The 12,638-nt window shown below is 39.0% G+C and carries 9 protein-coding genes; 1 reads left to right on the forward strand and 8 read right to left on the reverse strand.

Annotated features, from left to right (window positions below):
- Positions 1-15: 15 nt before the first annotated feature.
- From F0919_RS00190 to F0919_RS00225, 8 genes are all read right to left on the reverse strand, one after another.
- Positions 16-1,311, reverse strand: coding sequence for a phenylacetate--CoA ligase family protein (locus tag F0919_RS00190; protein WP_150032061.1), 1,296 nt, complete (start codon positions 1,309-1,311; stop codon positions 16-18).
- Between the two features lie 66 nt (positions 1,312-1,377).
- Positions 1,378-1,779 carry a helix-turn-helix domain-containing protein gene (locus F0919_RS00195; RefSeq protein WP_150030699.1) on the reverse strand — a complete coding sequence of 134 codons (402 nt, stop codon included), beginning with the start codon at positions 1,777-1,779 and terminating at the stop codon, positions 1,378-1,380.
- A gap of 111 nt (positions 1,780-1,890) precedes the next feature.
- Positions 1,891-2,355: a response regulator gene (locus F0919_RS00200; protein WP_190277195.1), complete on the reverse strand. Its 465-nt coding sequence runs from the start codon at positions 2,353-2,355 to the stop codon at positions 1,891-1,893.
- A gap of 250 nt (positions 2,356-2,605) precedes the next feature.
- Entirely contained in the window at positions 2,606-4,741 is a 2,136-nt protein-coding gene (locus F0919_RS00205; protein ID WP_150030701.1) for a sensor histidine kinase, read from the reverse strand.
- An 18-nt stretch (positions 4,742-4,759) separates the two neighbouring features.
- The gene (locus F0919_RS00210; protein ID WP_150030702.1) at positions 4,760-5,524 is read right to left on the reverse strand and encodes a methyltransferase domain-containing protein; all 765 of its coding nucleotides are present in this window, start codon (positions 5,522-5,524) and stop codon (positions 4,760-4,762) included.
- Positions 5,525-5,618: 94 nt separating this feature from the next.
- On the reverse strand, positions 5,619-6,428 hold the full coding sequence (locus F0919_RS00215; protein WP_150030703.1) for a hypothetical protein: 810 nt from the start codon (positions 6,426-6,428) through the stop codon (positions 5,619-5,621).
- A gap of 275 nt (positions 6,429-6,703) precedes the next feature.
- Complete coding sequence (locus F0919_RS00220; RefSeq protein ID WP_150030704.1) at positions 6,704-7,348, reverse strand: response regulator; 645 nt, start codon at positions 7,346-7,348, stop codon at positions 6,704-6,706.
- Between the two features lie 12 nt (positions 7,349-7,360).
- A complete protein-coding gene (locus F0919_RS00225; protein WP_150030705.1) occupies positions 7,361-9,403 on the reverse strand; it encodes an ATP-binding protein in 2,043 nt (680 codons plus the stop codon).
- 180 nt (positions 9,404-9,583) lie between these two features.
- Here F0919_RS00225 and F0919_RS00230 point away from each other — a divergent pair, with 180 nt between their 5' ends.
- Positions 9,584-12,400 carry a DUF7948 domain-containing protein gene (locus F0919_RS00230; RefSeq protein ID WP_190277197.1) on the forward strand — a complete coding sequence of 939 codons (2,817 nt, stop codon included), beginning with the start codon at positions 9,584-9,586 and terminating at the stop codon, positions 12,398-12,400.
- Positions 12,401-12,638 lie beyond the last annotated feature (238 nt).

The following is a 12,638-nucleotide window of genomic DNA, read 5'->3' on the forward strand; positions in this document are numbered from 1 at the left end:
GCATCAGGATTTCCGCTAATTCCTCAAATCCCGAAAGCGTTGCGGCTTACGGGAATTATCTGCAAAATGTAAAGCTTGTATTTCAGCGGCAGAGCAATAAATAATATGAGGCACTACACGCCATTTATGTTGAAATACAGGTTTTATCAATTGATTACAATCACTATCCTGCATTTCCGTATAAACATACAGGATTAATTTGTCTTGTCCTGTTTCATCGGCAGAAAGTGTAACAGCATAATCCTTTATTGCTTCAAGATTATTTAGAACATCAAACAGCTGCGGCGGATAAATGGTTGTTCCTTTGAATTTTATCATTTGTTGCTTACGGCCTAAAACAGGACCTAATCGCATGGTATTTCTGCCACAGGAACAAGGTTCATAATAAGCTTTTGCAATATCGCCGGTCCGGTATCTTAATAAAGGCATGGCTTCCACACCAAGCGTCGTAATGGTAATTTCTCCGGCTTCACCTTTTTGAACCTGATTACCGTTTTCATCCAATATTTCAACAATAATTAATTCCGGATGATGGTGTCCGCCTTTGCCTGCGTTGCATTCCGTAAATGCAGTCTGCATTTCGGTAGAAGCGTAGGTCGAATATAATTCAATATTCCATTTGCTTTTTATTCTTTGTGCTAAAGCATTCGGTTCAAGGTTGTCATCCCTCAAACTTTCGCCGATGGCCAATATTTTTTTTGCTTTGAAATCCCGGAAAGGAATATGCTGCTCTTCTGCGAAGTCCAGCATTTTTGTAATAAAAGAAGGAACTGCTACCAATCCGGTGACATCCAAAGCCTTCATTGTTTCCCACTGTAATGCAGGCAAACCGGGACCCGAGCGGATAACGGCCGCACCGATTTCTGAAAGGCCGGAGTAGTAGGCTATGCCTGCCATAAACTGGCGGTCGAGGGTAAGCATTAATTGAAAAACATCGTTTTCATCTACTTCCATGCAATGAAAAGAAAGCATTTCATTATAGGCCAATCGTTCCAGGTCATTGGATGAAAGAGCTATAAAAACAGGACTCCCCAAGGTGCCGGAGGTGGACATAATTTCCCTTATATCCTTTTTAGGAATACAAAGGAAATCCCAGTTGTGTTGTTGTAAATCTTCTTTAGTTGTAACAGGTAAGGACTGCAGGTCAGACAAAGACCGAATGTTTTCAATTTGTGCTTCAAAAGCATTCAGGTGGCCGGCATAAAAAGCGCTATTTGCTTTTATATAAGCTATTACTTCTTTTAATTTGCGAAGCTGGAATGTGTTTTGTTCCTCTGATTGCTGTTTTTCTATTTCAGGTATGAATACCATCAAAAGCCGGGATAATTATTTTCGTATAAAGAAGAAACCGAAATACTGAACCAAACTTGTAATAGCTTAGCTATTGGTTTCAGTTTGTGATGCGGTCTTACTTGTAGCCAACTGATTAATGAGATTATATAATTTTTCAATATCGATTTCCAACCGGCTGATTGTTTGCTCATACATACGTTTTTCAAACGAGCTAAGCGTCGGAGGCACATTGGAGTGCATCATTTCATTTGCAACGGAATTTCCGTTGTATATATTTTCACTTACGTTTACAAGTTCAGCAGGAGTAGTACTATACAATGTAGCCAAAACCTCGATCCTGTCCAGTGTTATTTTGGTTGTCCCTTTTTCCAATAAGCTATAGGCATTCTGAGAAATATCTAACACACGTGCAACATATTCCTGCGTGTAGTTATTTACTTCACGAAGAATTTTAAGCTTCTTTGAGAATTTTTGAGTAAGAGTCATATTCTCTAAAATATTAGGTGGTCTTAAAAAATAAAGTACCCTTTTACAGGTAAGAACCAATCTACCGGTGGAAGATTACAGCAAATCGGATAAAAGGCGTCAGGTACTTTCTTACGAAAGTAATTTCTGACGTAACAAAAATTCAAGTTGGCTATTCGATACTTCCAGCTTTTCATTCATCTGCTTTATCTTCTCTCTTTCAAGAAAGATATCGTAGGCACGGGCGATGGTCTTGTCCAGTTCTTCTTCGTTCCAGGGCTTAGTCAGATAGTGGAAAATTTTGCCTTTGTTTATGGCATCCACCACTGCGTTCATATCGGTATAACCCGTTAATAAAATTCTGATGGGATCAGTAAATTTCTCAATTACTTTTTCAAGAAATTCAACGCCCGTCATGTTCGGCATTCTTTGATCTGTAATAATTACATGAATGAGATTCTCCTCTAAAATTTTAATGGCATCCGCTCCGCTTATTGCGGTGAACACCTTATATTTTAGCCTAAAGGTAGCCTTAAAGGAAATAAGGTTGTTTTCCTCATCATCTACATACAGAATAGAAATTTTTTCATTATTCATCGATGTGATTATTATTTAATTTTAAATAATGGAGCATGTTGTTGATAAGGGTTGTCATTCGCGTACCGTAAAGGTAAGTCTATTTTCAATTTAATGTATCTAATTTAATCTTAGCTAATTGAATATATTTTATAATTATACCTAAAGACTTTTAATTGCATCTTTTTTAATTAAAATGTTGCAATTAAACGATACATAAATACTACTAAATAAAAGATTTAAAATAAGTGGGCGCATTCTTCCTCTTAATTTATTCTAATTCATGAATGGGAAGTATTATATTAAAAGTCGTGCCAATACCCATTTCTGTATCTACTTGTATATTGCCGTCGTGCTTTTGAATGGTATTAAATGCTATGGACATACCCAAACCTGTTCCCTGCCCTACGTCTTTTGTAGTATAAAAAGGATCAAACATTTTACGTTTGGTTTCGGCTGACATTCCCGTTCCGTTATCTGATATGGAAATGAGCACCTGATTATGATCCAGTTTCGTAATGATTTTCAATTCACCGCCTTCTTCCTCTTTAAACTTCTCCCCGATAGCATATATCCCATTGGATATGACATTCAAAAACACCTGATTCAATTTTCCGGGATAGCAATTTACCAGTGGTAAATCATCATATTCCTTTATCACATTAATCTTATTGAGCATATTATTGACGATAATAAGCGTGGAATCCAGCCCTTCATTAAGATTGGCCTGCTTGATATCATCTTCATCCAGACGTGAAAATATACGAAGGCTTTTCACTATCTCTGCCGTACGGCTGGCACCTTCATGAATACCTTTCAGCAAATGGCTGATTTCCGTTTTTAGGTAATCAAAATCCACATCTTCTTTGAATTGCCTGATTTTCCTGGCTTTTTCTTCTTTGGAACTATCATCCTGGCTAAAGGTTTCCAACATATCGATTGTCTCCAATAAAGCGCCCACATCACGTTTCAAAGGACCTATATTGCCTGTTACGAAATTAATAGGATTATTAATTTCGTGTGCAATACCTGCTGTCAACTGACCCAAAGACGCCATTTTCTCAGATTCCACCAATTGCATTTGCGCTTCTTGTAAATCATTCATCGCAACGTTCAATGTGTCATTCTTTTGTTCCAATTCCTCCGTTCTTTCTTTTACTTTTTGCTCAAGTATTACGTTTTGTTGTTTGATGATCTGACTGTTTTCCTTTGCGATTCTCAGAGCGGCTAAACGGGACTGATCTTTCTCTTGTTTCATTATATTGATCCTGTTGGCAAGACCGAAAGAAAGTAACGCCATTTCAATTGCGGAAGCAGCCTGGGCTGAAGAACTGGTAATATTATTATAAGGCAGAATACCGGTATCTTTCAGCAGAAAAATGATTGAACCGGCTAACAAGGCCGACCATGCAATGAAGAAAAATTTGGCCGGTGAATAACCTTTTCTCATTACAAACCAGGAAATGAAAAACACACTTAAAAGGAAGACTGTAGTTGCAAGCTGCATCAGCAGAAAGCCCGCCTGATCTTTATTCAGAAATATCAACAGGATGCTGACAACAAAGGTGAATACCAGTATTTTTATAAAAGTATTTATCCTTGGATAATTGTTCTTTATCTGAAGGAAATCCCTGGCAAAGAATAAAGCTGCAATGGCGCATAAAGAAGCGAACAGCACAATACTTTTAGATTCAAAATACGGCAAATCAGGCCATAAGTATTTATAAGTATATCCTTTGATGCCAATCTGGGTAAGGCCCGCAAGAAATACGTAAATGGCATAATAAACATATCCTTTGTCTTTCACGGAGAAAAACAGGAACAGGTTATATATTCCCATTATAAGCACAATACCTATATATATGCCTGATATGATACTTTGCTTATCTAATTCTTCCCACAGCGGTATCGGTACATTGATATAAACGGGCAAAATAATTTGTTCGGAGCTTTTAACCCTGATATAGTAAGTGTATGTGGTATTGGCCGGCTGATTTATATCAAGAATAAAATTGGGATATTGGTAACTCCTTTGCTTGAAAGGGATACTTTCTCCCAATACCTTTCTTGTATAATTACCTGCTGCATCAGGAATATAGATTTCTACTTCATCCAATATGGGATAAGCGAGCTCCAGCAGGAAATGATTTTGATTGCTACGGTTGTTCATATCAAATTTCAACCATATACCGTTAGCCTCCGTACCTAAATTGGGAATGTCAGTTTTAATTGCTTCAAACTTTGTTGAATGCAATACATCTCTGAATTGTATTTCCTTGTCACTGCGCAACATCGACATGCTTTTGCCAATAGGCATTCTTCCCAGGGAATCTGTAATAATTACGGCACTAAAGCAATTTACCGACAGTAAAAAACAAAGGACAAAGCAATATAAAAGTTTAGACATAAATTTAGGTTAGGCTTACTATTTGATACAGGAAGCAACTACAATATTAATGGCACAACCAAAATGTTGTTGTGCATCGGCATTTTTCAGCGCTTCCATAAATACCTCATGTTCTGAACCGCTAATGTAATTCTTTTCAGCCATTTCGTTTACCATCCGGTCGATCCAGATATAGTCACAAGCCTCTTTGTATGTCCTGAGTACAAAAGGAAATATTTCCAATCTGATATCTCTGAAACCGCCCTGTTCCAGATAAGATGTCAGTTTTTTAGCCGCAAGTCCATTGTTTATCTTTTCTTCTGTGAGGTATTGGGTTATCTTTTTTTCTGTAACAGGATCGCCATTATAAAATGACAAGCTCTGCCAATCTGTTTCTACAATCACAAAAGGCGCATCAACTGCCAAAACACGTTTGATTTCGGCTATTACGGTCTCTGTATTTTTTAAATGCTGCAATAATCTTTCGGCCCTGATACCGGACAATGCTACATTTTCATAAGAAAGCGGATAAACTTCAGACAAGACGAAATCCACATTTTCAACATCGGCAGAAGAAGATTTTGCTTTTTCTATCATCTGAGGATCGTGATCAACACCAATTACTTGAACCTGCGGATCCATCATTTTAGCCATATTGATGGCATCAATGCCTGTTCCGCAGCCAAGATCTGCTATAGTGCCATTGGTAATTTGTTGAAAGGGCTGGTAAGAGTGCTTTTTAAGATTGCCAAGTAATTTTGCAGTATCTTCAAGGTAACTGATATCGTAATGTTTTTGTGACATAAAAAGGAGGGAAGATTTTAAAATAATCTTATTTGGTTTGTTTGGGTGTTGAAAAGATGGCAGTAAATTTAATTGTTATTGGTTTTAATAGCAATTAAAGGAAAGAAATATTTTTTTCGCTTGATTTTGCAGTCTTGTATTGTCGCCTGGCGTTTTCGATCGTATCGGCCAGACTCCATGACTCAAGTTTTGGAATAGCAATATCATAGTGAATAGTCATCTGCTTTTTGCGTAATTCCTCTACAATTACAACCTGTAAGTTTTCTCTTAATTTAAAAATAGCATCTCTGTCTTCCTGTATGGCCGTGTCCATGGAAACAATATCACGATTGCAAACGGCTGTAGCCAGCAAATCAAGCTTCGGATAATAAAAGGTGCCTTCATTACCCACACTGTACAATACTTCAAAACCGACGTTTTGAGCCATTTTAAGCGTATAAGGAGCGCAAAGGCCGAATAAGGACGTCAAACCTATTTGTGTGGAAATGGCAACTGCAGCGCGAAATAAAAAAATGCTTCCTATACCGTAGCCGGCAATCAACCTGGAATTCCATAATCCACAGCATTCGCCGGTGCCTCTTAATGCATATTCAAAAACATGATCTTCTATTGTGGGATCAAAAGCAAGTGTAGCGGCTTCGATGGGCAATGGTTCCGTACCGCCGGCAACATGAACGCGGGCCCCGCCATAAACAACAGAACCATCCAACGATTCCACAATCAGAACAAACGCGGCAGGATTAAACATCCATGAATTGTTGGAGGAAGTAACTTTCTTAACACCAATGCTTGTTAAAACCTGTTCATGTCCCTTCAAAAAAAGCTCACAAGTCGCAGGATCATCAATTGCTCTAAAAGCCCTTAGTCGAACCTCGGGCTTTTCCTTATTTAAAGAAGCATCCATCTTAGATTGTCCATTGTATTTTCAGCTTAATAAATTGAAAATCAAGCTGCTATGATTGTGTGATTGTTCATTGGTTAAAAAAAGAACCTAAATATAGCGTATTTATGCGGCAAAGATAACTCAATGCCCAAAAATCATAAAATCTTTATTGAAATAGCTTTTCAGCAAATAGCCGGGTCAAAATATATCCTTTTATAAGGCATTCGTTACAAACGAATGCATACTTACATAAACACCAAACTTCATTTGTTCAGGCATAAATGAATTTGTTCCGATCATTCCGCCAATCCTAAACGCACAGCTATTCCCACTAATTCTGCCGTATTTTTTGCATACATTTTTTTTAGCAATGTCAACCTGTGTGTTTCAGCAGTACGTGGACTGATGGATAATTTATCAGCTATTTCCTGTGTGGTATTGCCTTGTACAATAAGCTGCAGAATCTCCTGCTCCCTTTTAGTCAGTTCGTAAGGAATATTCAATCCGGCTTTCTGAGGCTTGAACATATTCTGTAATAAGTGTTCTTTTAGTGAAGGCTCTATAAACTCCTCTTTATTATAAGCATGATGTATAGCTGTAATCAATGTTTGCTGATCAGTTCCTTTCAGCAGATAACCAATACATCCGTTATATAACATGCTTTTCACCATGGCAGGAGCATCAAGGCTGGTAAGAGCCACCATTCTTATTTCAGGGTATTGTTTTACAATAATAGCAGCCAACTCGTGACCTGAAAAATCCGGCAGTAATACATCCAGCAGCAAAATATCGGGCTGTTCGGCTGCAAGTCCTTCCAGTAAATCTTTGCCTGAATGATAGGCATTCCTGACCTCCATATCTTTTTGTTCAGCAAGCATCATCCTGATGCCATTTACAGCAAGCGGATGATCATCAACAATGGCAATTTTAATAGGTGTCAAATTCACTGAATTTTAAGGCTGTTGTGAAGATAATATTTCGAATTCAATATGGATGGATGTTCCACTCTTTTCATTGCTTTGAATATCCATTATTCCATTCATAACACGCAATCTGTTTTTAATACTCATCAATCCCATACCATTACTTCCGGCTTCCACATTAAAGCCTTTTCCGTCATCTTCAATAGTTATGGACAGCACATTTCCGACACTTGCCATCTGCAATATTACTTTAGATGCATGCGCGTGTTTGATGATATTCTGCATCAGCTCCTGTATAATCCGGTAAACAGATAATTCAAATTCGGCATCAAGCCTGTCTATTGTTCCGTGCAATTGAAAGTCTATGCACAATTGCGTATTCTTTTTTATGGTATTACAAAAATAAAAGACAGCCTCTGCCAACCCTCCTTGTAACAGCATATCAGGCATCAGATTGTGAGCAGTGCTTCTCAATTCTGTTGTAGCTGTTTCCATGCTGTCTATCAGCTCACGGTAATAATCTGTTTCAAAAAATACCTCGCTGCTTATTTTCCTGTAACTGTCCGGAATCACTTTCATCCCCATCTTAATGGTAGAGAATTGCACCATAATGCCATCGTGAATTTCCCTTGCAAGCCTTGCCCTTTCCTGCTCTTCGCCTTTTATCATAGCACGCAGGTAATTTATCTCCCGGTCTTTCTGAATATCATTCAATTCTTTTAACTGAAGCCTTTGTTTATTTTTACTATTGCGATAAAAAGATGCCAGCAATACAATGAATATTATTGCTCCGAATGCAATGACAATAATCCAGAATGTACGTTCCTTCAGTTTATTGTTGGTTTGCGCAAGTAACAATTTGTTGGTGGCAATTGCCTTGTCCCTGTTTGCAATTTCCAATTGCGATTCCAGATCATAAACAGAAATCATCTTTTCTTTAACCTTCATGGAATCCAGTAATTCCAGGCTTCTCTTCTCCAAATCATAAGCAAGCTGATAATTTCCGTTTAAAGCCTTGATGGCAGACAAAGTCTGATAGGCCTGATAAGTATAAGACAAATCATTATCGCCTTGATTACCTGATTCCTTTACTACTTCATTCAGCAAAACCTCCGCTTCATTGTACTTTTTCTGATCATAATACAAAATACCCAATACGGATTTTGCATAAAGATTATTGGTGTAATCATGCGCCTTTACAGTAAATATTATTGCCTGTTGCAATAACGTAACAGCTTCATCGGGTCTGGACTCTTTTACTGCTATTTTACCAAGTGTAATCAATGTAAGCGGATTATCGGGATAATATTTCAGCGATAAATTCAATAAATATTTTGCTGAATCCAGTTGCTCATTCTCGAAATAAATCAGCCCTATATTGGAGTTAAGGTTAGCTTCCGTTAATCGGAGCGCCGTGCTTTTCTTACTGAATGAGGTAACTACGTTTTTTGCTTTCTGCAAATAAAGAGCCGACTTTTTAAAATTATTTACCCCACTCCATAATATACCCAGATTATTATAGATAGAACTGACATCGACCACTTCACCTTCAGACTTGCATTTTATACCTGATACTATTTGTTCCGCTTTGGAAGAATAATAATACATAGAATCATACATCGCAAGCCGGAAGTAAGGAGCGCTCATGCAGGTATAAAACATAGCCAATGAGGTTCTGTTCCTTAATCCTTTAATGGCATACGGAAGTGCTTTACGGTAATAAAGAATAGCCTTTTGATAATTACCTTCAATAGTATTTACATAACCGATATCTGCAAGTGCCGTAGCTATGCCGCAATCGTAATTTAAATAAAGGCTTTTACTCAATGCATCCCTAAGCAGGTATCTGGTGCTGTCGGGTTCACGCCTTACAATAGTCAATGAATAATTGATCTGATTACGTATCGGAATCGTGTCTGACTGTTGCAGTTTTCTATAACCTTCAGGTTGCAGCTGTAAGCCATAGTCAAAGCCTTCATCATCGTTTAAGTACTGAGCTGCCGGTTGGCAAATACCCTGATTTACGTATATCGCAAAACAAAAAATTAAGAAAATAAATTTCCTGAAAATCATCTTTAAATATACTTAGGGAACGAAGGCGGTTAACTACGGGAAAATACTGATTTTCAAAAATAGCGTATTTCTCCCGATTTCATGCATGGCCTGTTGCATCTATCTTTACAGCAATCAGTATTGTCAGTAACCACTTACTTTTCCTTTTATCAATCAATTTTTCATAATAAAAACACGACAATGAAAAGGATTCTTTTACTTTCTGCTTGCCTGCTTGCCGGACGATGTTCGTTCGCAAAATCTCCGTCAGAGTCATGGCATCAGCAAAATCATTTGTTACTTATTGAAAATAAAGGTCAGATTACTGACCAAAACGGGCATCCAAGATCCGATATTCAGTTCAGAATGGAAACCCCGGAAGTCAATGTGCTGATTGGAAATGCATCTTTACACTATCAATGGCAACAACATGATGCTATCAATACCAAAGACATCCAATCCTTGCTTAATAAGAAGAGCAATACGTATCGCATGGATGTTTCCCTTGTAGGTGCCAATCCTGATGCCTCTGTCATAAAAGAGGGAACTCAGCCTTATTTTGAAAAATATTACCTCGCTCATTTAGGACTGAACGGCACCATTGCTCATTCTTATAGTAAAGTTACTTATCAGAATGTGTATCCTGATATTGATTGGGTAATCTACGCCAACCGTGATGCAAATGGCGCAGAAGTTTTGAAGTATGACTTTGTCGTGCATCCCGGTGGCAATGCGGCTTTAATCCAACTGAAATACGAAGGAAGCACATCACTGAAATTAAATGAAGACGGGAGCCTTCAGGCATTTACGCCTATGGGCAATATCAAAGAACAAGCTCCTTATTCCTACAGCATTAATGAAAACACCAAGACCACGGTATCATCTGAATTCCAATTAAAAAACAATGTGCTGAGTTTTAAACTGGCTGCATATAAAGGTACTTTGATTATTGACCCTTCTTTGGAATGGGCTACCTATTATGGCGGCGCAGGTTTTGATTTGGGTACTGTATTAACCTGCGATAACAGCGGGCATGTATATGTTACAGGTGCCTCCTGGATGAGCATGGATATAGCAACAGTTGGCAGCTATCAATATACGAATGCAGGAGACTTTGATGCCTTTCTTGCAAAATTCGATAGTGATGGCAACAGGTTATGGGCAACTTATTATGGCGGCCCGACACTGGATTACAGTTTTGGACTTGCCTGCGACCAGCATGACAGGGTTTATATCTCAGGTATTACTTTGAGTACAACCGGGATATCTACAGCAGGAAGCGCACAAGCAACTTATGCAGGTGGCGGCGGAGATGATTATCTTGCCCGGTTTGACAGCTCAGGCAGCTTAATATGGGCTACATACTGCGGCAGTTCAGGCGATGAATATAATGGTTTATGTGCAGCAGATGAATTCGGCCATGTCTATCTTACAGGATATACAACAGGTAATGACAATATATACAGCAACGGTCATCAAAGCACCAATGGCGGCGGCCCTAAAGACGCATTCCTTGTGCAATATGATACATCCGGTATTAAACAATGGGGAACGTTTTATGGTGGCTCCGGAGATGATCAGGGTGATGGTGTTGCATGCGATCGTTTAGGGTTTGTTTATATGGAAGGCCATACCAATAGTGCTTCCGCTATCTCTACAAGCGGCAGTCATCAACCTGCAAATGGCGGTGGCTTCGATGATTTCCTCGTTAAATTCAATAGTGCGGGTGTAAGGCAATGGGCTACTTATTATGGTGGCACTGCCGATGAAAACAATGGCAATATGCGTCCTGTAGCCTGCGATAAAAATAACAATGTATATATTTCCGGACAAACACCCAGTACAACCGGAATTGCAACATCCGGCAGCTATCAGTCTGCATCCGGAGGGGGCACAGATGCTTTCCTTGTGAAATTTAATTCTGCAGGCACCAGAACCTGGGGTACTTATTATGGCGGTAGCGGAAATGAAAACGGAGGTTCGATAGCTTGTGACCTTTCAAATAATATTTTCTGGTGCGGCTTTACTACAAGCACTGATAGTATAGCAACTCCGGGAAGCCACCAGACAACTTTCGGCGGCGGACAGGATGATGTTTTCCTGACAAAATTTGATGAAAGTGGCAACCAGATTTTCGGCACCTATTATGGTGGCAATTCTTTAGATGAAGGCATAGCTGTGGGATTTGACAATATAGGGAATGCCTACATTTCAGGTGGCACGGCAAGCCCGAATAACATAGCAACACCGGGTAGCTTCTCTACCACATATGCAGGTGGCATTGCCGTATTTCTTGCTAAATTCTGTACTTCCGTAAATGCCATATCATTAAACGGCCCTGACAGCATCTGCGCCAACAGCACTCAACTTTATACTACTACGGCAATAGCAGGAGCTGATGGCTACATCTGGACAATACCTGCCGGATGGTCCGGCGCAAGTGATTCCAACAGTATAAGTGTGACTTCAAATGGTACAGGCGGACAGATAACGGTAAAGGTGATCAGATGTGATACCAGCACTGCATTACAATTCAATGTATATGTACGCCCCGTTCTTCCGGCGGTTATAACAGCTAATGGTTTTGTATTAAGTACGGTGAATACCCATACAAGCTATCAATGGTTCTTTAACGGGCAAATCATAAACGGTGCTCAGAATCCGACCTATACGGTAACACAGAATGGCAACTATACGGTCGTGGTGACAAACCCGGGTGGCTGCACAGACACTTCGGATGTATTTGCAATAAGCAATGTGGTTGCCATACAGAATGTAGAGCAACTAAAGAACAGTATTCAAATTTATCCGAATCCGGCTAATTCCATTTTGAATATTCTTTCACCGGTTGCTTTAAACATCAACATTACCGGTATGGATGGCAGAGTTTTTATCAATAAGGATAATGTAAAAGCAATAGACATCAGCAACCTTTCAAATGGTGTTTACATGATCCGGTTTACAGACAAGGATGGCCATTTTATTAAAACAGAAAAATTCACAAAGCTCAGCTTGTAGTATAAATAAATTTAAATTTCAGGACAGGCCGCTTTTAAAGCGGCCTGTCCTGAATTATTTTAAGGCCGCGCTGAAATATCAAATCCAATTGATTAAAAGGGAAAAACATACCTATTAAGCAAGTATGCCACTTAAAGCGCAGTGTATTTGTGTGAAGGAGCGCTATTGAAGAGCAACAAATAGACCCCGGCATTTTTGAACTTGCAGATTAAAAGCAGGGACTTGCAGACAAACAGGG

This window comes from Taibaiella lutea (assembly GCF_008629695.1).
Lineage (GTDB): Bacteria > Bacteroidota > Bacteroidia > Chitinophagales > Chitinophagaceae > Taibaiella > Taibaiella lutea.

Bases quoted from the DNA above. Each gene is read 5' to 3' on its own strand.
- F0919_RS00225 (WP_150030705.1), bottom strand. From the start codon at position 9,403: ATGATTTTCAGGAAATTTATTTTCTTAATTTTTTGTTTTGCGATATAC.
- F0919_RS00200 (WP_190277195.1), bottom strand. From the start codon at position 2,355: ATGAATAATGAAAAAATTTCTATTCTGTATGTAGATGATGAGGAAAAC.
- F0919_RS00190 (WP_150032061.1), bottom strand. From the start codon at position 1,311: ATGGTATTCATACCTGAAATAGAAAAACAGCAATCAGAGGAACAAAAC.
- F0919_RS00195 (WP_150030699.1), bottom strand. From the start codon at position 1,779: ATGACTCTTACTCAAAAATTCTCAAAGAAGCTTAAAATTCTTCGTGAA.
- F0919_RS00210 (WP_150030702.1), bottom strand. From the start codon at position 5,524: ATGTCACAAAAACATTACGATATCAGTTACCTTGAAGATACTGCAAAA.
- F0919_RS00230 (WP_190277197.1), top strand. From the start codon at position 9,584: ATGAAAAGGATTCTTTTACTTTCTGCTTGCCTGCTTGCCGGACGATGT.
- F0919_RS00215 (WP_150030703.1), bottom strand. From the start codon at position 6,428: ATGGATGCTTCTTTAAATAAGGAAAAGCCCGAGGTTCGACTAAGGGCT.
- F0919_RS00205 (WP_150030701.1), bottom strand. From the start codon at position 4,741: ATGTCTAAACTTTTATATTGCTTTGTCCTTTGTTTTTTACTGTCGGTA.